The 21,166-nt window shown below is 72.0% G+C and carries 21 protein-coding genes and 1 pseudogene; 14 read left to right on the top strand and 8 right to left on the bottom strand.

Annotated features, from left to right (window positions below; all coding sequences use genetic code 11):
• The first annotated feature begins 11 nt into the window (after positions 1–11).
• The 3 genes from bioD (at position 12) to ACZ561_RS00665 (ending at position 1,833) form a co-directional block, all read left to right on the top strand.
• On the top strand, positions 12–728 hold the full coding sequence (gene bioD, locus ACZ561_RS00675; protein WP_470987830.1) for a dethiobiotin synthase: 717 nt from the start codon (positions 12–14) through the stop codon (positions 726–728).
• Positions 729–746: 18 nt separating this feature from the next.
• Entirely contained in the window at positions 747–1,091 is a 345-nt protein-coding gene (locus tag ACZ561_RS00670; protein WP_470987827.1) for a VOC family protein, read from the top strand.
• A gap of 76 nt (positions 1,092–1,167) precedes the next feature.
• Positions 1,168–1,833, top strand: coding sequence for a class I SAM-dependent methyltransferase (locus ACZ561_RS00665; protein WP_470987823.1), 666 nt, complete (start codon positions 1,168–1,170; stop codon positions 1,831–1,833).
• A gap of 49 nt (positions 1,834–1,882) precedes the next feature.
• Here ACZ561_RS00665 and ACZ561_RS00660 read toward each other — a convergent pair whose 3' ends face one another.
• Positions 1,883–2,254, bottom strand: coding sequence for a fic family toxin-antitoxin system, toxin component (locus ACZ561_RS00660; protein ID WP_376441973.1), 372 nt, complete (start codon positions 2,252–2,254; stop codon positions 1,883–1,885).
• Entirely contained in the window at positions 2,251–2,478 is a 228-nt protein-coding gene (locus ACZ561_RS00655; protein WP_470987820.1) for an antitoxin, read from the bottom strand. The genes ACZ561_RS00660 and ACZ561_RS00655 overlap by 4 nt, the downstream gene beginning before the upstream one ends.
• 47 nt (positions 2,479–2,525) lie before the next feature.
• On the opposite strand from ACZ561_RS00655, the gene ACZ561_RS00650 reads away from it, so the two are divergent.
• Positions 2,526–3,389, top strand: a complete 864-nt coding sequence (locus ACZ561_RS00650; protein WP_470987817.1) for an LLM class F420-dependent oxidoreductase — start codon at positions 2,526–2,528, stop codon at positions 3,387–3,389.
• A gap of 16 nt (positions 3,390–3,405) precedes the next feature.
• Here ACZ561_RS00650 and ACZ561_RS00645 read toward each other — a convergent pair whose 3' ends face one another.
• The gene (locus tag ACZ561_RS00645) at positions 3,406–3,816 is read right to left on the bottom strand and encodes a Fur family transcriptional regulator (protein WP_383552532.1); all 411 of its coding nucleotides are present in this window, start codon (positions 3,814–3,816) and stop codon (positions 3,406–3,408) included.
• A gap of 230 nt (positions 3,817–4,046) precedes the next feature.
• Between ACZ561_RS00645 and katG the strand changes: the two genes are divergently transcribed.
• From katG to mug, 7 genes are all read left to right on the top strand, one after another.
• The gene (gene katG, locus ACZ561_RS00640) at positions 4,047–6,266 is read left to right on the top strand and encodes a catalase/peroxidase HPI (protein ID WP_470987813.1); all 2,220 of its coding nucleotides are present in this window, start codon (positions 4,047–4,049) and stop codon (positions 6,264–6,266) included.
• 80 nt (positions 6,267–6,346) lie between these two features.
• On the top strand, positions 6,347–6,835 hold the full coding sequence (locus ACZ561_RS00635) for a GNAT family N-acetyltransferase (protein ID WP_470987811.1): 489 nt from the start codon (positions 6,347–6,349) through the stop codon (positions 6,833–6,835).
• 143 nt (positions 6,836–6,978) lie between these two features.
• Positions 6,979–8,319 (top strand): hemolysin family protein, encoded by a 1,341-nt coding sequence (locus ACZ561_RS00630; RefSeq protein ID WP_470987808.1) that lies wholly within the window; start codon positions 6,979–6,981, stop codon positions 8,317–8,319.
• On the top strand, positions 8,316–9,335 hold the full coding sequence (locus ACZ561_RS00625; RefSeq protein ID WP_470987805.1) for a hemolysin family protein: 1,020 nt from the start codon (positions 8,316–8,318) through the stop codon (positions 9,333–9,335). The genes ACZ561_RS00630 and ACZ561_RS00625 overlap by 4 nt, the downstream gene beginning before the upstream one ends.
• Positions 9,336–9,426: 91 nt before the next feature.
• Complete coding sequence (locus ACZ561_RS00620) at positions 9,427–10,206, top strand: SGNH/GDSL hydrolase family protein (RefSeq protein ID WP_470987802.1); 780 nt, start codon at positions 9,427–9,429, stop codon at positions 10,204–10,206.
• Between the two features lie 124 nt (positions 10,207–10,330).
• A complete protein-coding gene (gene purB, locus ACZ561_RS00615; RefSeq protein WP_470987800.1) occupies positions 10,331–11,773 on the top strand; it encodes an adenylosuccinate lyase in 1,443 nt (480 codons plus the stop codon).
• A complete protein-coding gene (gene mug, locus ACZ561_RS00610; protein ID WP_470989989.1) occupies positions 11,770–12,330 on the top strand; it encodes a G/U mismatch-specific DNA glycosylase in 561 nt (186 codons plus the stop codon). Before purB ends, mug begins: the two co-directional genes overlap by 4 nt.
• A gap of 295 nt (positions 12,331–12,625) precedes the next feature.
• Here mug and ACZ561_RS00605 read toward each other — a convergent pair whose 3' ends face one another.
• The gene (locus tag ACZ561_RS00605; RefSeq protein ID WP_470987798.1) at positions 12,626–12,994 is read right to left on the bottom strand and encodes a hypothetical protein; all 369 of its coding nucleotides are present in this window, start codon (positions 12,992–12,994) and stop codon (positions 12,626–12,628) included.
• A 143-nt stretch (positions 12,995–13,137) separates the two neighbouring features.
• Between ACZ561_RS00605 and ACZ561_RS00600 the strand changes: the two genes are divergently transcribed.
• Positions 13,138–14,295 (top strand): ROK family transcriptional regulator, encoded by a 1,158-nt coding sequence (locus tag ACZ561_RS00600; protein WP_470987795.1) that lies wholly within the window; start codon positions 13,138–13,140, stop codon positions 14,293–14,295.
• A 217-nt stretch (positions 14,296–14,512) separates the two neighbouring features.
• Here ACZ561_RS00600 and ACZ561_RS00595 read toward each other — a convergent pair whose 3' ends face one another.
• Together ACZ561_RS00595 and ACZ561_RS00590 are read right to left on the bottom strand one after the other, a co-directional pair.
• Complete coding sequence (locus tag ACZ561_RS00595; RefSeq protein WP_376432672.1) at positions 14,513–15,253, bottom strand: GntR family transcriptional regulator; 741 nt, start codon at positions 15,251–15,253, stop codon at positions 14,513–14,515.
• A gap of 247 nt (positions 15,254–15,500) precedes the next feature.
• Positions 15,501–16,385 (bottom strand): RNA polymerase sigma-70 factor, encoded by an 885-nt coding sequence (locus ACZ561_RS00590; RefSeq protein WP_470987791.1) that lies wholly within the window; start codon positions 16,383–16,385, stop codon positions 15,501–15,503.
• A gap of 115 nt (positions 16,386–16,500) precedes the next feature.
• On the opposite strand from ACZ561_RS00590, the gene ACZ561_RS00585 reads away from it, so the two are divergent.
• A complete protein-coding gene (locus tag ACZ561_RS00585) occupies positions 16,501–17,331 on the top strand; it encodes an alpha/beta fold hydrolase (RefSeq protein WP_470987788.1) in 831 nt (276 codons plus the stop codon).
• A 42-nt stretch (positions 17,332–17,373) separates the two neighbouring features.
• On the opposite strand, the pseudogene ACZ561_RS00580 reads toward ACZ561_RS00585, so the two are convergent.
• Positions 17,374–17,973 (bottom strand): annotated as a pseudogene (locus ACZ561_RS00580) (EamA family transporter); the annotation flags it as partial.
• Positions 17,974–18,327: 354 nt separating this feature from the next.
• A complete protein-coding gene (locus ACZ561_RS00575) occupies positions 18,328–19,332 on the bottom strand; it encodes a hypothetical protein (protein ID WP_470987785.1) in 1,005 nt (334 codons plus the stop codon).
• Positions 19,333–19,716: 384 nt separating this feature from the next.
• Between ACZ561_RS00575 and pdxR the strand changes: the two genes are divergently transcribed.
• Positions 19,717–21,117, top strand: a complete 1,401-nt coding sequence (gene pdxR, locus ACZ561_RS00570) for a MocR-like pyridoxine biosynthesis transcription factor PdxR (RefSeq protein ID WP_470987783.1) — start codon at positions 19,717–19,719, stop codon at positions 21,115–21,117.
• Positions 21,118–21,166: the final 49 nt, after the last annotated feature.

The following is a 21,166-nucleotide window of genomic DNA, read 5'->3' as shown; positions in this document are numbered from 1 at the left end:
CTCGACACATCATGACCGTCATCGTCGTCAGCGGTTCGGGGACGGAGATCGGCAAGACGATCGTGACGGCCGCCGTGGCCGCGGTCGCCACGGCCCAGGGCCGGTCGGTCGCCGTGCTCAAGCCCGCCCAGACCGGTCTCGAACCGGGCGAGCGCGGGGACGCGGACGAGGTCGTACGGCTCTCCGGGGCGGGGACCTCGGCCGAACTGGCGCGGTTCCCGGAGCCGTTGGCGCCCGCCACCGCCGCCCGGCGGGCGGGCATGGCGCCGGTCGGGCCCGAGGAGGTCGCCGAGGCGGCCGCGAAGCTGGCGACCGAGCACGATCTGGTTCTGGTGGAGGGTGCGGGCGGGCTTCTGGTCCGGTTCGACGAGGACGGCGGCACGCTCGCCGACGTGGCCCGTCTGCTCGGCGCCCCGGTGCTCGTCGTGGTGCCCGCCGGGCTCGGCACGCTCAACACCACCCAGCTCACCGCCGAGGCGCTCGCGGCACGCGGCATCGAGCAGCTCGGCGTCGTCGTCGGCAGCTGGCCGACCGTTCCGGACCTGGCGTCGTGCTGCAACCTGGCCGAACTGCCGGAGATGGCCGGGGCGCCTCTGCTCGGTGCCGTACCGGAGGGCGCGGGCGGTCTCGATCCGGCCGCGTTCCGGGCGCGCGCGGGCGAGTGGCTGGCCCCGGCGCTCGGCGGCGTCTGGGACGCCGAGGGGTTCACCGCGAGCGCGCGGCCCTGACCTCCGTAAGCTGGAGCCATGCGCGCACACGTTTCGGAGATCGTTTTCGACTGCGCCGATCCGGCGGCTCTGGTGCGGTTCTGGGCCGGGCTCCTCGGCGGGGCTCCGGTCGACCGGAGCCCCGACTGGTCGTACGTCGAGCCGCCCGGTTTTGTACGGATCGCCTTCCAGCAGGTGCCCGAGGGCAAGGTCGTCAAGAACCGGCTCCATCTGGATCTGGAGGCGCCCGAGCTGGACGCGGCGGCCGACGAGGCGACCGCCCTCGGCGCGACCCGTGTCGGTGGCATCGTCACCGACCCGCAAGGGGCCTTTCAGGTGATGCGTGACCCCGAGGGCAACGAGTTCTGCTTCGTGTCGGGCTGAGAAGGGCGGTACGCGGGCAGAATCCTCCCGTCCGTCCGTGTCTGCGCCGTCGAGCGTCGGAGGAGGAGGTCCGCGTATGTCCGCGCGTTCCACCCGGGTCCCCCGGGACGCCGTCCACCATCCCCTCTTCGCGCGCTTCTACGCGCGGTTCAGCGTCTCCGCGGATACGAAGGGCGGCATCGGCGCCCTTCGTACGGAGTTGCTGACCGGCCTGTCGGGTCGGGTCATCGAGATCGGCGCCGGGAACGGGCTGAACTTCGCGCACTATCCCGGCACCGTGTCCGAGGTCGTGGCCATCGAACCCGAACGCCATCTGCGGACGTTGGCGGCCGATGCCGCCCTGCGCGCCGATGTGCCGGTGGATGTGGTGCCGGGTGCGGCGGAGGCGCTGCCGGTGAAGAGCGAGGCGTTCGACGCGGCGGTGGCCTCCCTGGTGCTGTGCACCGTACGGGATGTGCCGCGCGCGCTCGCCGAGCTGCACCGCGTGCTGCGCCCGGGTGCCGAACTGCGCTTCTTCGAGCACGGGTTGGCACCGTCTCCCGGAATGGCCCGGGCGCAGCGCGCCCTGGACCGCACGGTCTGGCCGCTGCTGTTCGGCGGCTGTCACACGGCGCGCGATCCGCTGGCGGCGGTCGAGGCGGCGGGATTTGAACCGATCACCTACCGCCGGTTCACCGTGCCGGAGAAGGGGACCCGACTCCCCTCCTCGTACTGCGTGTTGGGCTCGGCACGACGGATCTGAGGGGCTGTCGCCCCAGGGCCCCTCTCGGCTCGGCGCCGCCGCTCTCGGCTCAGCGGCTCCACTGACGCAGCTCGGCGGCGATGACGCGGACGTCGGCCTCGCCCTTCTTGACCAGGCGGGCCAGATCACGGACCTGTTCGGGCGAGGTGACGACCTTCAGACCGCTGGCGACGAGATAGCCGTAGGCCACGGCCGAGGCGAACATCGCGTTGGAGTGCTCCAAGGCCGGGATGTGCAGGAGGAGTTGGAGCAGGGCGGCGGCGCGGGCGTGCGGGTCGCTGTAGACGGGCACGCCGAAGATCTCGGCGTCGTGCCGGCCGACCGCGGCGACGAGCGCGCCCCAGTCGGTGACCTGGGGGTCGCCGGGCGTCTGGTGTTCGGCGACCATGAGCAGCCAGGAGATGTCGACCGTGAGGCTCATGCGGTGAGGTCACGCTCCGAGCCGAACTCCTCGGAGAACACGCCCTCGTACTGCCTCATGAAGTCGGCGGCCGCCTCCACGAAGGCCCGCCCCGACTCGCCCGCGTCCTGCTGGACGAGCTCCTCGATGTAGCGGTTGACGCTCACTCCGCGCTGTTGTGCCCGCCGACGGGCTGTGTCGGCGGTAGTTTCGTCCACACGGACGTTCAGCTGAGTCTTGGCCACACGACCACGCTAGCGCCGGTGCGCTAGCACCGACAAGGGGAGCCGCCATGGCATTACCGTTCCGCTTCGCGGTCACCATGCTGACGCCCGGGACCGGCGAGGAGTGGCGTGCACGCTGCCGCCGCGCCGAGGAGCTGGGCTACGACCTGATCCTGGTTCCGGACCATCTGGGGATGCCCGCCCCCTTCCCCGCCCTGGTGGCCGCCGCCGAGGCCACGACGCGGCCGCGCGTGGGGACCTTCGTACTGAACGCGGGCTTCTGGAATCCGACGCTGCTGGCCCGCGAGGTCACCACGACGAACGCCCTGACCGGCGGCCGACTGGAACTGGGACTGGGTGCGGGCTATGTGCGCGAAGAGCACGAGCGGGCGGGGATCGACTTTCTCCCGCCGGGCCGGAGGGTCGACCATCTCACCCGTACCGTCGATGAGTTGGACCGGATCCTGGGCGCCGAGGACGGGAATCGCCCGCCGCTGCTGATCGGAGGCAACGGCGACCGCGTGCTGCGTCTCGCCGCCCGCCACGCCGACGTCATGGCGTTCACCGGCGGACGCACCGAGGCCGGCCGCGTGGAGGTCCTGTCCCCCGAGGAGATGGACGAGCGGGTGGCCACGTACCGCCGCTTCGAGAAGGAGGCCGACCGCGTCGCTCCGGCCGAGCTGAATCTGCTCCTTCAGCGAGTCGTCGTGACCGACGACCGGGCGGCGGCGGTGGCCGAGTTCATGCCGTACGTGTCCCATCTGAGCGAGGAACAGGTGCTGGAGCTCCCGTTGCTCGTCGTCGGCAGCGTGCGGGAGATCGCCGACCAGCTGCGCGAGCAGCGCGAGCGGTACGGATTCTCGTACGTCACCGTCATGGACAACGCCATGGAGACATTCGGACCGGTGATCGAGGAGCTGCGCACGGGCTGAGGCGGCCTCGGGCAGGCTAGGCGCAGGAGGGGCACAGCCCTCGGTAGGTGACCTCGACCTCGGACACCGCGAAGCCGAACCGCTCCTCCGCCGGGAGGTCGGCCAGGAGATCGCCGGTCGGGTGGACGTCACGGATGGTGCCGCAGCCGGCGCAGACGAGGTGCTGGTGCGGCTGGTGGGCGTTCGGGTCGTACCGCTTGGCGCGGCCTTCGGTGGAGACCTCGATGACCTCACCGAGGGAGACCAGCTCTCCCAGGGTGTTGTAGACCGTCGCCCGGGAGATCTCGGGGAGCCGTCGGGCCGCGCGGACGTGCACCTCGTCGGCCGTGAGGTGCACATGGTCGCCGTCGAGCACCTCCGCGACGACACGCCGCTGCGAGGTCATCCGCCAGCCACGCCCACGCAGTCGCTCCAGCAGGTCGCTCATGTCGGTTCACCCATTCAGCTCGGACTTCGGCGGGACACACGACGTTCACCAGGGGACGTCAGGCTTCCGATGGGATAGAGGGTTGGCGTGCTTCTTGACTTGGACTCTGTCTATCGTAGGATCTATTCCGGCAATAGCCAAGGGACAAGATGGCTCCGGTCGGGTGGCACAACCGCCTCCGGAGTCGCCCCGGCTGAGCACCGCGATCCGCCCCGTCCGGAAGGATTCCCATGTCCGAGAACCACGATGCAGTCGTCACCGACGCGAAAGCCGAGGGGACGGGTGGCTGCCCGGTCGCGCACACCGCGCGCGCCGCGCACCCGACCCAGGGCGGCGGAAACCGCCAGTGGTGGCCGGAGCGGCTCAATCTGAAGATCCTTGCCAAGAACCCCGCCGTGGCGAACCCGCTCGGTGAGGAGTTCGACTACGCCGAGGCGTTCGAGGGCCTCGACCTCGCGGCCGTCAAGCGCGACATCGCGGAGGTCCTGACCACCTCGCAGGACTGGTGGCCCGCGGACTTCGGCAACTACGGCCCGCTCATGATCCGTATGGCCTGGCACAGCGCCGGTACGTACCGCATCAGCGACGGCCGCGGCGGCGCCGGCGCCGGCCAGCAGCGCTTCGCGCCGCTGAACAGCTGGCCGGACAACGGCAACCTCGACAAGGCCCGCCGCCTGCTGTGGCCGGTCAAGCAGAAGTACGGCCAGTCCATCTCCTGGGCCGACCTCATGATCCTCACCGGCAACGTCGCCCTGGAGTCGATGGGCTTCAAGACCTTCGGCTTCGCCGGCGGCCGCGCCGACGTGTGGGAGCCCGACGAGGACGTGTACTGGGGCCCCGAGACCACCTGGCTCGGCGACGAGCGCTACACCGGTGACCGCGAGCTGGAGAGCCCGCTCGGTGCGGTCCAGATGGGCCTCATCTACGTCAACCCCGAGGGCCCCAACGGCAACCCGGACCCGATCGCCGCGGCCCGCGACATCCGCGAGACCTTCCGCCGCATGGCGATGAACGACGAGGAGACCGTCGCCCTCATCGCCGGTGGTCACACCTTCGGCAAGGCGCACGGCGCCGGCCCGGCGGAGAACGTCGGCGCCGACCCCGAGGCCGCGCCGCTCGAGGCCCAGGGCCTCGGCTGGGCGAACGCCTACGGCACCGGCAAGGGCGGCGACGCGATCACCAGTGGCCTCGAGGTCACCTGGACCACCACGCCCGCGCAGTGGAGCCACGACTTCTTCAAGCACCTCTTCGAGTACGACTACGAGCTCACGAAGAGCCCGGCCGGTGCTCACCAGTGGGTCGCGAAGGACTCCGAGGAGATCATCCCCGACGCCCACGACGCGTCGAAGAAGCACCGCCCGACGATGCTCACCACCGACCTGTCGCTGCGCTTCGACCCGGTCTACGAGCAGATCTCGCGCCGCTTCTACGAGAACCCGGAGCAGTTCGCGGACGCCTTCGCCCGCGCCTGGTACAAGCTGACGCACCGTGACATGGGCCCGGCCGTGCGCTACCTCGGCCCGGAGGTCCCCTCCGAGGTGCTGCTGTGGCAGGACCCGCTGCCGGCGCGCGAGGGCGAGCTGATCGACGCGGCGGACATCGCCTCCCTCAAGGAGCAGATCCTCGGCTCGGACCTCACGGTCACCCAGCTGGTCTCCGCGGCCTGGGCCGCGGCCTCCTCCTTCCGCGGCAGCGACAAGCGCGGCGGCGCCAACGGCGGCCGCATCCGCCTGGAGCCGCAGCGCAACTGGGAGGTCAACAACCCGGACGAGCTGGCGCAGGTGCTGCGTACGCTCGAGGGCGTCCAGGAGTCCTTCAACTCCGCCGGCGGCAAGCAGGTCTCGCTGGCCGACCTGATCGTGCTCGCCGGCTCCGCGGCTGTCGAGAAGGCGGCCAAGGACGGCGGCCACGACGTCGAGGTGCCGTTCACGCCGGGCCGTGTCGACGCCGCTCAGGAGCAGACGGACGTCGAGTCGTTCGCCGCGCTCGAGCCGGCCGCCGACGGCTTCCGCAACTACGTCGGCAAGGGCAACCGTCTTCCGGCCGAGTACCTGCTGCTCGACAAGGCGAACCTGCTGACCCTGAGCGCCCCCGAGCTGACGGTCCTCGTCGGCGGCCTCCGTGTCCTGGGCGCCAACCACGCCCAGTCCAAGCACGGCGTCCTGACGAACAGGCCGGGCACGCTGTCCAACGACTTCTTCGTCAACCTGCTCGACCTGGGCACGACGTGGAAGTCGACGTCCTCGGCGCAGGACGAGTTCGAGGGCCGCGACGCGGCGGGCGAGGTCAAGTGGACCGGCACCCGTGCCGACCTGGTCTTCGGCTCGAACTCCGAGCTGCGCGCGCTCGCGGAGGTCTACGCGAGCGACGACGCGAAGGAGAAGTTCGTGAACGACTTCGTCGCGGCGTGGACCAAGGTCATGGAGCTGGACCGGTTCGACCTCGTCTGATCGCGAAGCACGGGCCCTGAGGCCCGGCCGTGACGTCCAGGCCTGCCCCTCCGGGCAGGCCTGGACTGCTGTCCGCCCGTATGGCGAAACAGGGTCGACGGCCTGCCCGAGCCGGTGGTGGGATGCGGATCATGACCGAACCGCGTATCCGAACCGCGACCCCTGCCGACCTCGACGCCGTCCTCGCCTTCTGGAAGGTGGCCGCCGAGGGCACCAGCATCAGCGACGACCGTGCCGGCATCGACCGGCTCATCGCCCGCGACCCCGACGCCCTGATCCTCGCCGAGCGCGGCGACGAGCTCGCCGGCACGGTGATCGCCGGCTTCGACGGCTGGCGCTGCCATCTCTACCGGCTCGCCGTCCACCCGGACCACCGTCGCCGGGGCGTGGGCGGGGCACTGCTCGCGGCGGCCGAGGAGCGTTTCGTACGACTCGGCGGGCGGCGGGCGGACGCCATGGTCCTCGACCACAACGAACTCGGGCAGCACGCCTGGCGTGCGGCGGAGTACGGCCCCCAGCAGCAGTGGACCCGCTGGGTGAAGCCTCTGTCGGCCACCCCACGCGGGTGAGGCCGCTTTGCCCGTCCTTTACCATGGGTACTTCTTCCCTCCCGCACGATCGAAAGGTGTGAGCGTCCGCCCATGGGCGAGCCTCCCAGTACCAAGCGCGCGATCCCTCTGCCCGTGACTGATCATGGGACGGAGGTGAACCGATGATCGAAGTGCTTCTGCTCGTGGTGGCGCTGCTGCTCGCGCTCGCGTGTGGTGCCTTCGTCGCGGCCGAGTTCTCGCTCACCACGGTCGAGCGGTCCGAGCTCGAACAGGCCGTGGAGCGGGGCGAGCGGGGCGCGGCGAGCGCCCTCAAGGCCGTCAAGTCGCTCACCTTCCAGCTCTCCGGCGCCCAGCTCGGTATCACCGTCACCAACCTGATCGTCGGCATGCTCTCCGAGCCCTCGATCGCCAAGCTGATCCGCGGTCCGCTCGAGGACCTCGGCATCTCCGCCTCGGTCGCGTCCTCGGTCGCCCTGGTCATCGGCACCGTCCTGTCGACCGTCGTCCTGATGGTCGTCGGCGAGCTGGTCCCGAAGAACTGGGCGATCTCCGCGCCGCTGGCGATCGCCAAGCGGGTGGCGACCCCCATGCGGGTCTTCACCGCCGCGTTCAAGCCGCTGATCAGCCATCTCAACAACACCGCCAACCGGATCCTGCGCCGGCTCGGCATGGAGCCGACCGAGGAGCTGGCCTCGGCCCGCTCCCCGAAGGAACTCGTCGCGCTGGCCCGCCACTCCGCCAAGGAGGGCGCTCTGGAGGCGGACACCGCCGAACTGTTCGTCCGCACCCTGAACCTGGCCGAACTGACCGCGGAGAACGTGATGACCCCGCGCGTCCAGGTCACCGCCCTGGAGGTGCAGGCCACCGCCGAGGACGTCGCCAACGCGACCCGCGCGACCGGCCTGTCCCGCTTCCCCGTCTACCGGGGCAGCCTCGACGCGGTGGTGGGCATCGCCCACATCAAGGACGTCCTGGCGATACCGGCCGACGAGCGGCCGCGCCGTCGCATCGGGGACATGTTGCGCGAACCGCTGCTCGTCCCGGAGACGCTGACGGTCGACCGACTGCTCGACCGGCTGTCCGGCAAGCAGACGATGGCGGTCGTCATCGACGAGTACGGCGGTACGGCCGGCGTAGCGACGCTGGAGGACATCGTCGAGGAGGTCGTCGGCGAGGTGCGCGACGAGCACGATCCGCACGAGACTCCGGACCTCGCGCGGGCGGGCACGGACGCGGACGGGCGCGAGCTCTGGTCCGCCGACGGCGCCGCGCGCACGGACCAGCTGGAGGCCATCGGCCTGCGGGTGCCGGACGGGCCGTACGAGACGCTGGCCGGTGTCCTCGCCACGGAGCTGGGGCGGATCCCCGCCGTCGGCGACAGTGTCGAGCTGGCCGGCTGGGAGCTGGACGTGGTGGACGCCTCCGGGCGCCGGGCCGCGCGGGTGCTGATGCACGCGCCGTCCGCCGAGGGGTCCCAGGAGACCGAGGAGACGGGCCGATGATCGCGATCCAGCTGCTGATCGGCTTTCTGACCCTGGTCGTGAACGCCTTCTTCGTCGGCGCGGAGTTCGCCCTGATCTCCGTACGCCGCAGCCAGATCGAGCCGGCGGCCGAGTCCGGTGACCGGCGGGCGCGCAGCGTCATCTGGGGTCTCGAACATGTGTCGGCGCTGCTCGCCGCGGCGCAGCTCGGCATCACGCTGTCCACCCTGGTGCTCGGCATCGTCGCCGAGCCCGCCATCGCGCATCTGCTCGAACCCGTCTTCGACGCGGTCGGCGTGCCGCACGGCCTGGTGCACCCGATCTCGTTCGTGATCGCGCTGGCGCTGGCGACCTATCTGCACATGCTGCTCGGCGAGATGGTCCCGAAGAACATCGCGCTGGCGGAACCGACGCGTACCGCACTGATCCTCGGCCCGCCGCTGGTGGCGCTCACCCGGGCGCTCCGTCCGGTGATCTTCACGATCAACGCCTTCGCCAACGCGATCCTGAAGCTGCTGCGGGTGGAGGTCAAGGACGAGGTCTCGGCGACCTTCTCCGACGACGAGCTGGCCAGGATGGTCACCGACGCGGGCGTCACCGGGCTGCTCGACGACCGTACGGCGGAGCGCCTGCACGACGCCCTCGAACTGGGCCGCCGCGCGGTGCGGGACGTGGTCATGCCGGTGGAGAAGGTCGTGTACGCGGCGGTCGGCACGACGCCCGAGGAGCTGGAGGAGCTTTCCGCCGCGTCCGGCTTCTCCCGCTTCCCGGTGGTCGACACGAGCCGCCGGATCCTGGGCTACCTGCATGTGAAGGACGCCCTGGACGCGACACCGCGCGACCTCCCCTTCCCTGTATCGGCCATGCGGCCGATCGCCCGGGTCCGGGCGGCCACGCCGATGGACGACGTACTGACGGCGATGCGCCGCAGTCGTACACACGTGGCGGCCGTCCTGGACGACGACGGCAAGCTGGCCGGCCTCGTCACGATGGAGGACGTCCTGCGGGAGCTGGTCGGTCGGCCGACCGCGCCGTAGCGGTGATGGTCCGGAGCCCCCGGGACGCGTGCGCGTCCCGGGGGCTCGGGCGGATCGGCATCCGCATACCAGACGGTATGATCGGCCCGTCATGGAAATGAATGCCACCTACACAAGTCTGGTCGCCGTCGGCGACAGTTTCACCGAAGGAATGTCGGACCGGCTGCCCGACGGGACCTATCGGGGGTGGGCGGACCTCCTCGCGGCCCGGTTGGCCGCCCGCACCCCCGACTTCCGGTACGCGAACCTCGCGGTACGGGGGAAGCTCATCGGACAGATCGTCGAGGAGCAGGTCGACCTGGCCGCCGCCATGAAGGCGGACGTGGTGACCCTGGTCGGCGGTCTGAACGACACGCTGCGGCCGAAGTGCGACATGGGCCGGGTACGGGGTCTGCTCACCGAGGCGGTCGAGAAGCTGGCACCCTCCTGCGGGCAGCTGGTCCTGATGCGCAGCCCGGGCCGCAACGGCCCCGTCATGGAGCGCTTCCGGCCGCGCATGGAGGAGCTCTTCGACTACGTCGACGAGCTCGCCGCCCGGCACGGCGCCCTGGTGGTCGACCTGTACGGAGCGCCCGCGCTCGGCGACCCGCGCATGTGGGACGTCGACCGGCTCCATCTGACCGACGAGGGCCACCGGCGCGTGGCCGAGGCCGTGTGGGAGAGCCTGGGCCTCGCCCCCGAGAACGACTGGCGCACTCCCCTCCCGCCGGGCGTGCCGCCCGGCTGGGTGACCCGCCGTCTCGGTGACGCGCGGTTCGCCAGGGAGCACCTCGGCCCGTGGATCGGACGACGGCTGACCGGCCGCTCCTCCGGCGACGGCCGCCCTGCCAAGCGGCCCGAGCTGCTGCCGTACGAGCCTCCGACGGCTTAGGTCGTGTCCCGCTCCGATCCGCCCGACACCCCCTGGCGCACGCGCGCGTGACGGGCGTCTCGTAGCAAGAGACAAACCAGACGGTGGCGCTGGCCTGCAGAATCCGCCAGTAGAATCTGTCCACGTGACTGCTGTGACTGCGAAGCCCCGTATCCCCAATGTCCTGGCCGGCCGCTACGCCTCCGCGGAGCTCGCCGTCCTCTGGTCCCCCGAGCAGAAGGTGAAGCTGGAGCGTCAGCTGTGGCTCGCCGTGCTGCGTGCCCAGAAGGACCTCGGGATCGAGGTCCCCGACGCGGCCCTCGCCGACTACGAGCGCGTGCTCGACCAGGTCGACCTCGGCTCCATCGCCGAGCGCGAGAAGGTCACCCGCCACGATGTGAAGGCCCGGATCGAGGAGTTCAACGCCCTCGCCGGTCACGAGCACGTCCACAAGGGCATGACCTCCCGCGACCTCACCGAGAACGTCGAGCAGCTGCAGATCCGGCTCTCGCTCGAGCTGATGCGGGACCGCGCGGTCGCCGTCCTGGCCCGCCTCGGCAAGCTGTCCGGCGAGTACGCCGAGCTCGTCATGGCCGGCCGCTCCCACAACGTCGCCGCCCAGGCCACGACCCTCGGCAAGCGTTTCGCCACGGCCGCCGACGAGCTGCTCGTCGCCTACGGCCGTCTGGAGGAGCTGATCGCCCGCTACCCGCTGCGCGGCATCAAGGGCCCGGTCGGCACCGCCCAGGACATGCTCGACCTGCTCGGCGGCGACGCGGCCAAGCTGGCTGACCTGGAGCAGCGCATCGCCGGGCACCTCGGCTTCGCGCACGCCTTCACGTCGGTCGGGCAGGTCTACCCGCGCTCGCTCGACTACGACGTGGTCACCGGGCTCGTGCAGCTGGCCGCCGCACCGTCGTCGGTCGCCAAGACGATCCGTCTGATGGCCGGCCACGAGCTGGTCACCGAAGGCTTCAAGCCCGGCCAGGTCGGCTCCTCCGCGATGCCGCACAAGATGAACACCCGCTCCTGCGAGCGCGTCAACGGCCTCATGGTCATCCTGCGCGGCTACGCGTCGATGACCGGCGAGCTGGCCGGCGACCAGTGGAACGAGGGCGACGTCTCCTGCTCCGTGGTCCGCCGGGTCGCGCTGCCGGACGCGTTCTTCGCGCTCGACGGCCTCCTGGAGACCTTCCTGACCGTGCTCGACGAGTTCGGCGCGTTCCCGGCCGTCGTCGCCCGCGAGCTGGACCGCTACCTCCCCTTCCTCGCCACGACCAAGGTCCTCATGGGCGCCGTCCGCGCCGGGGTGGGCCGCGAGCTCGCCCACGAGGCCATCAAGGAGAACGCCGTCGCCTCGGCCCTCGCCATGCGCGAGCAGGGCGCCGAGCGCAACGAGCTGCTCGACAAGCTGGCCGCCGACGAGCGGATCCCGCTCGACCGCGCGCAGCTCGACGCGCTGATGGCGGACAAACTGTCGTTCACCGGCGCCGCCGCCGACCAGGTCGCCGCCGTGGTCTCCCGTATCGAGGAGATCGTCAAGCAGCACCCGGAGGCCGCCGCGTACACCCCCGGGTCGATCCTCTGACCCGGTTCACACCGCAGGAGCTCGAGGCCGCCCGCGACCGCGTCATCCCCGACGTGGCCGCGGGCGGCCTTTCCGTCCTCTTCTGCGGGATCAATCCGGGGCTGATGTCGGCTGCGACGGGCCACCACTTCGCGCGTCCCGGCAACCGCTTCTGGCCGGTGCTCGAACTGTCCGGCTTCACGCCGCGGCTGCTGAAGCCTGCGGAGCAGGAGGAGTTGCTCTCGTACGGACTCGGCATCACGAACGTCGTGGCGCGGGCGACCGCGCGGGCCGACGAACTGAGCGGCGAGGAGTTCAGGGAGGGTGGCAGGCTGCTGACCGAACGGGTCGGGCGCCTGCGTCCGCGATGGCTGGCGGTGGTCGGCATCACGGCGTACCGGACGGCGTTCGGGGAGCGCGGCGCCGTCGTCGGTCCGCAGCAGCGGACGATCGGGGAGACCCGCGTGTGGGCACTGCCCAACCCGAGCGGGCTGAACGCGCACTGGACGCCGACGGCGATGGCGGAGGAGTACGCGCGCCTGCGCGAGGCGGCGGGCGTTCCGGACCGGCGGGCGTAGGCGAAGGCGTCCAGGCGTGGGTACGGCGGATGGTCGGGTGGAGGCGTAGGGGCCGGGGCGCGGCGGATCGTCGGGCGTCGACGTAGGGGCCGGGGCGCGGCGGATCGTCGGGCGTCGACGTACAGGCGTAGGTACGGCGGATGGTCGGGTGGAGGCGTAGGGGCCGGGGCGCGGCGGATCGTCGGGCATCGACGTAGGGGCCTGGGTACGGCGGATCGTCGGGCGTAGGCGTCGTGCCTGCGCGCGGCGGATCGTCGGGCGTTGCCGACGGGCGGTGCGGACTCGCGGCCGTCGGTCACGGTGGGTCGGTCTCGGTGACCCAGGCCAGGAGCTGGAACTCCCCCTCGCCGGACGGCGCGAGGCCGAGCACCACCCAGCGGGCGTCCACGTGCCAGAGCTGGACGTCGGGCACCGAGGTGCAGATCAGCGCCCAGGGCTCCGGTATCGCCTCGCCCGCGCCGACGCGGGCGAGCAGTCCGGACAGACCCACCAGGTGCGGCGGGCCCCAGCGGGCCTCGAGGAGCAGCGCGAGCGCTTCCCGTTCGGCCTCCGCCTGATCCTCCGTGGGGTCTTCGGCGGCTAACTCGGTCATGTGGTACCCCTCGGCGGGGAACGCGCGGGCGCGCAGCAGATCGACGGCGGTGAGGTGCTGTGCGAGCGTCATGGGTTCAGTAAACCGGCCGGCTCTGACAGCCGGCGCCCCGTCAGGCCGCCTGCCCGCCGCCGTCGAGCACGGGCGCCACTCGCCCCCCTCCGGTCCATTGAGTAACATCCGCCAGACACGCGTACGAGCTGGAAGGACACACTGTGGGGCGGCTGACCGGCGGGGATCCTTCTCTGCTGCGGCGGATCAACTCCGCGGTGGTACTCCATGCTCTGCGGGGCGCCGACGCGCTCACGCTCACGGACCTGACCCGGATCACCGGGCTGTCCCGGCCGACGGTCGAGGGCGTGGTCGAGGGGCTCATCGTCGGAGGTCTCGTCGTCGAGGCGGCGCCCGAGGAGGGCGAGGCCAGGCGGCAGGGACGGCCCGCGCGGAGGTTCCGCTTCCGTGCGGAGGCCGGGCATCTGCTGGGCATCGAGATCGGCCCGCACCGCGTCGCGGCGCTTCTCTCCGGTCTCGACGGGCGGATCATCGGCGCAGGGGCCCGTGAGGTCTCGGAGACCGCGCCGGAGGACGAGCGACTGGATCGGGTCCGCACGGTCGTCGCGGATGTGCTGCGCAGGGCCGGGGTGGCCCGCTCCAACCTGCGGGCGGTCGGTGTCGGCACGCCCGGAATCGTCGAAGCGGACGGCACGGTCCGGCTCGGCACGGCGCTGCCGGGCTGGACGGGCCTGGCGCTCGGCGAGCGGCTGCGGCGGTCGTTCCGGTGCCCGGTGCTGGTGGAGAACGACGCGAACGCGGCGGCGGTCGCGGAGCACTGGAAGGGCGCGGCGACCGACTCCGACGACATCGTCTTCGTACTCGCCGGACTGAGCCCGGGCGCGGGCTCGCTGATCGGGGGTCGTCTGCACCGCGGTTACGGCGGGGCGGCCGGGGAGATCGGTGCGCTGCATCTGCTCGGCCAGGGGGTCACCCCCGAGCACCTGCTGTCGACGACGGACGAGCCGCTGCACCCGTTGGACGAGCAGGCGGTCACCGAGGTCTTCGCGCTGGCCCGGCAGGGCGACGCGCAGGCGGAGGCGGCGGTGGAGCGCTTCACCCAGCGTCTGGTGCACGACGTGGCCGCGCTGGTGCTCGCGCTCGACCCCGAGCTGGTGGTGATCGGCGGCTGGGCGGCCGGCCTGGACGGCGTCCTGCAGCCCCTGCGCGACGAACTGGCCCGCTTCTGCCTGCGCCCCCCGCGCGTGGTCCTGTCGATGCTGGGCGAGGCGGCGGTGGGAACGGGCGCGTTGCGCCTGGCCCTGGACCACGTGGAGGAACAACTCTTCGCGGTGGAGGGCACGGTGACGGCCCGTCGCTGACGGGTTCGGGCCGCGAGCTCGGCCCGGTACGCGGACCACTGCGGCCCAGGAGGAGGGCGCCCCGCCCGAAGCGCCGCCGACGCCCGGTGGCCCAGGTCCACGGCCGGCCCAGGACCACACTCCGCCCCGCCCGAAACGCCGCGAGCCCGTGAGTGGACCGCCTCGGCGGTGCCGCTCACGGGCTCGGTGGGTGTGCCGAAGCCGGTGGTCGGTTACCTCAGGACGCCATCACCAGGTCGCCCGAGTCGCCGAACGTCAGTCGGCAGGTGTCGGCGCGGTACGTGGCCACCGAGACCGCGGCCGTGCGGCCCTCGGAGAGGTAGCGGGTCGTGACGACGAGGACCGGGGCGCCCGGGAGGCGGTCCAGTTCCTTGGCGTCGTCGGCGCGGGCGGAGCCGAGCTCCACGGCGCGGTCCTGGCCGTCCAGGGCGAGGCGCTGCAGCTCGCGCAGCACGCTGCGGGCGCGGGCCGGGCCGGACGGGGTGTCGATCGCGGTCAGCTCGGGGACGGAGCCGGACGGCACGTACAGGAGCTCGGCCGCGACCGGCTGGCCCTGCGTGACGCGCAGGCGGCGCACGACGTGCACCTGCTCGTCGGGCTCGATGTCCAGGAGGCGTACGACGGAGGCGGGGGCCACGGCGGTGGCGGAGTCCACGGACTGCCAGGTCTCCTCGGCCACACCAGGCCAGCTGTGCTGCGTGGTGGAGACGTCCACACCGACGCGGGGCGGGGCGACGGTGGTGCCGACGCCTCGTCGGCGCTGCAGCCGGCCCTCGAGCTCCAGCTGCTCCAGGGCCTGGCGGAGCGTGGCCCGGGCGACGCCGAAGCGCGCGGCGAGCTCGCGCTCGTTGGGAAGGATCTCGCCGACCGCGAAGTCGGAGTCGAGCGCTTCGCCGATCACGGTCTTGAGGTGCCAGTACTTAGGCTCCGGCACCGTCTCCAGCTGCGTGGTCCCCACCCTGATCCTCCGCAATCGCCGTGTCCCCGGCGGTTTTCCGCGCCCTTGTTTATTAAAGGTTCCTGCACTATCTCTGCGACCATAAGGCGGCACACCCCCTTGGTCAAGACCAATCCTGACCCGGATGCCCGTGAATGCGGCCCTCTGGCGTAGATCGTTCACAGGACGTTCGCGCCGTCGTGAGCCCCGCGCAGCAAAGTGCCCCGCCTCCGGACCGGAGACGGGGCATGTGAGGGGTGCCGACGAGTCAGTCGATACCCACCGCGTGAAGTTTGTCCGGGTTTCGAACGATATAGACGCACTGGATACGCCCGTCCCGTGCCTCGATCTGGAAGACCGAGTCGGGCTTGCCGTCGACGAGGACCAGCAGCGCGGGGCCCGCGTTGAACTCCACGGAGCGGAACTCGTAGAGGTTCTCCGCGTCCTGGCTGACGGCGAGGAGGAAGCGGCCCACCTTGTCCGCGCTCTCGATGATCCGCAGGGGCGCCTTGGACTTGCCGCCGCTGTCGCCGACGAGGCGGACGTCGGGCGCGAGCAGGTCGAGGAGTTGTTCGAGGTCCCCGCCAGCAGCGGCGGCGAGGAAACGCTCGGTGAGGTCGCGCCTCTCGGCCGGGTCGACGTCGTAGCGCGGCCTGCCCTCGTCGACATGGCGGCGGGCCCGGCCGGCGAGCTGACGGACGGCGGCCTCGGAGCGGTCGAGGGCGGTGGCGATCTCCCCGTAGGGGAAGCCGAAGGCCTCGCGAAGCACGAAGACCGCGCGTTCCAGCGGCGAGAGGGATTCGAGGACGACGAGCACGGCGACCGAGACGGAGTCGGCGAGCATGGCACGCTCGGCGGTGTCGGGGACGGCGGGTCCGAAGTCCGTGACGACGGGTTCGGGGAGCCATGGCCCGACGTACGACTCGCGGCGCGCCTGGACCTGGCGCAGCCGGTCGAGCGCGAGGCGGGTGGTGATCCGTACGAGGAAGGCGCGTGGCTCGCGGACGTCGCCGCGGTCCGCTGCTGTCCAGCGCAGCCACGCCTCCTGGACCACGTCCTCGGCGTCGGCGACGCGGCCGAGCATGCGGTAGGCCACGCCGATGAGCATCGGCCGGTGTTCTTCGAAGACATCGGTCAGGGTGTCGGTCGCCACTCCCCCATCCCAGCCGACCGGCCGAAGTCTGTCCAGTTCTGCCGGAGCCCTTGAACTCCTGGCTACTGAGCGGTAATTCTTGCTGACAGGGTGTCTAAGTCAGGGAGTCAGGCGTATGTCCGAGCAGATCTCGTTCACGATCGAATCCCCGCGCGGTCCGCGGCCCGTATCCCTGACATACGAACGCAGGGGCGCGGGTGAGCCTTTGCTGCTGCTCCACGGCATCGGTCACCACTGGCAGGCGTGGGAGCCGGTCCTCGACATCCTCGCCGCCGAGCGCGATGTCGTGGCCGTCGACCTGCCCGGTTTCGGCACCTCGCCCGCGTTGCCGGAGGGCTTCGACTACAACCTGTCGACGGTCGTTCCGGTGCTCAGTGCCTTCTGCGAGGCTCTCGGGATCGAACGGCCGCATGTGGCGGGCAACTCCCTCGGCGGGCTCCTCTCCCTCGAGCTCGGCCGGGAGAAGCAGGTGCGCTCGGTCACCGCGCTCTCCCCGGCCGGGTTCTGGTCGGAGAGCGAACGCCGGTACGCCTTCGGTACGCTGCGCGCGATGCGGGCCGCCGCGCTCTCGATGCCCGTGCCCCTGATCGAGCGGCTCTCCCGCAGCGCCGCCGGGCGTACGGCGCTGACGAGCACGATCTACGCACGTCCGGGGCGCCGCTCACCCGAGGCGGTGGTCGCCGAGACTCTCGCCCTGCGCGAGGCCACCGGCTTCCGGGAGACACTGGAGGCCGGCCGGACCGTGCTGTTCGGTGACGACGTCTCGGCCGTGCCGGTCACCATCGCCTGGGGCACCCGCGACCGGCTGCTGCTGCGCCGACAAGGCATCCGGGCCAAGCACACGATGCCCGGGGCCCGGTTGGTGCGGCTGCCCGGCTGTGGTCACGTACCCATGAACGACGACCCCGCGCTCGTCGCGCGGGTGATCCTCGACGGCAGCAGCTGACGGCGTCGTCCGCGTGAACAGGCCCGTCCCGAGAGCGGCTCCGGCGCCCACCAGGACGCTGCCGGCGGCCTGCGGGAGGCCGAATCCGCCGGCGGAGACGAGCACCGCGGTCAGCGCGGCGGCGACCGGGATCGCGCCGGTGAACAGGGTGGCGCGCTCCATGCCGATCCGCTGGACCCCCATGTAGAAGAGGACGAAGCCGACGACCGTGGCCAGGGCGGCCTGCCAGACCAGGGCGCCGCTCTCCACGGCCGTCGGGACCCGCAGGAACGCGCCGCCGTCCACGACAAGTCCGATGAGGGCCGACTCGACGGCGGCGACACCGCAGACGACGGCCGTGAGCAGCTTCGGCCCGAGCGGGCGGAGAACGGGCACGGCGAGGACGGTGAATCCCACCTCGCCCGCCAGGGCTCCTACGGAGTAGGAGAGGCCGGGCAGATCGGTACGGCCCCACCCCTGGACGGTGAAAGCACCAGCGGCGACGAGCAGCGCACCGTGAAGGACCGGCCGAGCGGGCCTGCGCCCGTCGAGCAGCGGCACGAGCACGGCCACGACCACGGGGGCGCAGCCGACCAGGACACCGGGGACGGCGGGCTCCGCGGTGCGCTCGGCGGCGAGAACCGCGAGATTGAAGCCGACCATCCCGACACCGGCGAGCACGGCCAGGCGCACCCACTGCCGGGCACCGAGCGCCCGGAGCGGAACGAGCCCGCCGGGGCCGAGGAAGGGGAGCAGGAGAAGACATGCGGCGCCGTAGCGCAGGGCCTGGCCGCCCGCGTACGGGTAGTCGCCGAGAAGGCTGTTGGCAGTGAAGGAGGCGCCGACGAGCGCGTAGGCGACCGTCACGAGGACGGCGCCCCGCAGGGAGTTCGCGTTCATGCCCCGACGCTAGGAAGCGGGGCGGCCCGGTTTAAGGTCCACTTCCCCTACGTCTTCGGGGACCACTTGCCCGGACCTTCCGGGCACGGCCAGGAGGCGGCGGGCGCGGGCCGGGCGTCAGGCGGTGTGCCAGCGGTGGACCGTGTCGTCGTCTAACGTCAGCCAGGTGCCGTCACCGAGGGGCAGCGTGCGGGTCGTCACCTCGGTGCCCGGCGGATATGCGACCTCGGCCCGGGGGCGCAGGTCGTCGGCGTCGAGCAGGACGTGACGGCACTCCTCCTCCCAAGGATCCTCGCCGACCGCCGCCAGGATCCGTCCCTCGTCGAGGAAGCCCGGCTGCCCCATGAAGACGAGTCCGTCCGGGAGGACATCGGCCGCCTCCACCACGGCCCGGGGGCCGGCCGGCGTGTCGTACCGGGTGAGCTGCTCCCCGGCGACGGCGAGCGTCAGAAAGGCGCCGGAACGCAGGCTGCTTCCCGTGAAGGGCTCGTCGTGGCCTCCGACCCGAGTGATCGCCAGGCACTCCCGCGTGGCGGCGACGAGCAGGGAGTACGCCTCCTCCTGCCCCTGCGCCGCGTTGAGGAAGGCCTCCCGGGTGGCGGCCGGGCCGAGCGGCTGCTGGAACGCGTACGTCCCCCAGTGCGTCGGGAGCGTGCTGGACGCCAGCACGGCGCCGGTCGCCAGGTCCAGGACCACGAGGACTTCGTTTCGTTCGGTCTCGACGCTGGGCTGGACGACCGCGAGCAGGGCGGTCCCGGAGGGGTCGGGGGCGCAGGCGCCGTAGGCTCCGCTCGGCCATGCGGGGTGCGAGAAGGTCCACCGGACGCTTCCGTCCGCCTCGTGGAGGGTGACGGAGTCGCCCCCGCTCAGGGCGAGGCCGCCGTCCGGGACGGGGGTGACGTACACCCGCTCCGACCCTGGCAGCCGCCAGCCGTGCCGGATGTCGAAGACGATGCTCCTGTCCCCGGACAGGCGGCCCGCCTCGACCCGTGCTCCGTCGCGGGCCACGATCCAGTGGGCACCGTCCCTGACGAGCAGCGAGTCGAGCCGGCCGAGCGCCGCGCCGAGGCCCGGCAGCTCCCCGGTGGCGGTGAGCTCGGCGCGGACGGCGTCAAACTCCACAGTGGTTCCTAGGTGTTCTTGAGGTGGTTGTCGGGCCGGGGGGCGACTTCACCTGGACGAGTCGGCCGACGGGGGCAGCCTAATCGGACGGCGTCAACACTCGCCGTCAGGCTCGCGATCACGGACACGCACGATGCCGTGCGCCATCGGATCCGCCAGGGTGGAGCTCGGCTGCCGTTCGCGGCTGTCGAGCGAAAGATGTGGGTCCGCCGCCCTGACCCTGCTCCCAGGAAGGTCGGTCGCCACGCGGGGGCGCTCCCATGCCGTACGAGTCCGGCAGGATCGAGGTGCGGTCGGGGGTTCGGTCGCGATGACGAAGGCGTAGGGGGTGGTGTCGTGAATGGCGAGGAGTCCAGGACGCCGGGTGGGAGGGGGACATCCTGGATGCGGGCCTACACGGCGTGGGAGTTGCTGCTCCCCACGGCGGGTGCGCCGGTGCGGCGGCGCGGGCGGGCGCTTCAGGAGGCGTTGCGCGAGGCGGTGCGGAGCGGTCGCCTCACGGCGGGGACGCGGATGCCGTCGAGCCGTGAACTGGCGGCCGATCTCGGTGTCTCGCGCGGCCTGGTGACGGAGGCGTACGAGCAGCTCACCGCCGAGGGCTATCTGCGCAGCGACCGCGGTTCGGGCACCTGGGTGGGCGAGGCGGTGCGGGCGGCCACGTCCCAGGCCGCGCGGGATCGGGTGCCGCGCACGCCGGGCGTCCAGGTGGACTTCCGTCCCGGGACGCCCGATCTCTCGCTCTTCCCGCGCGCCGCCTGGTCGGCGGCCCAGCGGTCGGTGCTGTCCTCCCTTCCGCATCGCGCGCTGGGCTATCCCGATCCGCGGGGACTGCCGGAGCTCCGGACCGCGCTCGCCGGGATGCTCGCCCGTCGGCGCGGGGTGGTGGCCGATCCCGAACGTCTCGTGGTGTGCTCGGGCGTGGCGCAGGCGTCGACGCTGCTCGGCTTCGTCCTGGCGGCGCGTGGGATGCGGACCATCGGAATCGAGGACCCCGGCAGCCGGGAGCACGACCGGCTCTTCGCCTCGACCGGTCTCGAGACGGTGTGGCTGCCGACGGACGAGGAGGGGCTGCTGCCCGGTCCGCTCACCGCGTCGGGGGTACGGGCGGTCGTGACGACCCCCTCCCACCAGTTCCCCACCGGGATCTCCTACTCGGCGCCGCGTCGCGCCGCACTCCTCGACTGGGCCCGGTCGGTGGACGGCTATGTCCTGGAGGACGACTACGACGGGGACTTCCGCTACGACCGGGCGCCCGTCGGCGCACTGCAGGGGCTCGATCCGGAACGGGTCGCGTACACCGGCTCCGTGAGCAAGTCACTCGCGCCCGGACTGCGGCTCGGCTGGATGCTGGTGCCGGAGGAGCTGGTCGCGGAGGTCGTGGAGCGGAAAAGGACGATGGACCTCGGGAACCCCGCCCTGGACCAGGCGTTGCTCACGGAGTTCGTGACGAGCGGCGGCTACGACCGGCAGCTGCGCCGCTGCCAGCGTGCGTACCGGGAACGGCGGGACGCGCTGGTCGCAGCCCTGGAGAAGCACTTCCCTGGCACCGAGGTGAGCGGGATCGCCGCCGGGCTGCACATCATCGCGCGCGTGCCGGAGCGCTACGGCCCCGGCGCGCGCTTCGTGGAGCGGGCTGCGGCCGCCGGTGTCGCCCTGCGCCCCCTGGAGGAGTACGGCACCGCCCGCTCCACGGACGGCGACGTCCGGTTGGTGATCGGTTACGCCCATCTGACGCCGTCCGAGATCGAGCGGGGGGTGGGGCTGGCGGCGGGGGCGTGCGGCTAGCGGCCGACGGGGCAGGCGCGCCGGCGGGCGCGCCTGCCCCCACCCAGCC

This window comes from Streptomyces sp. NPDC039609, assembly GCF_055596705.1.
This window is presented reverse-complemented; position numbering and strand designations above follow the sequence as displayed.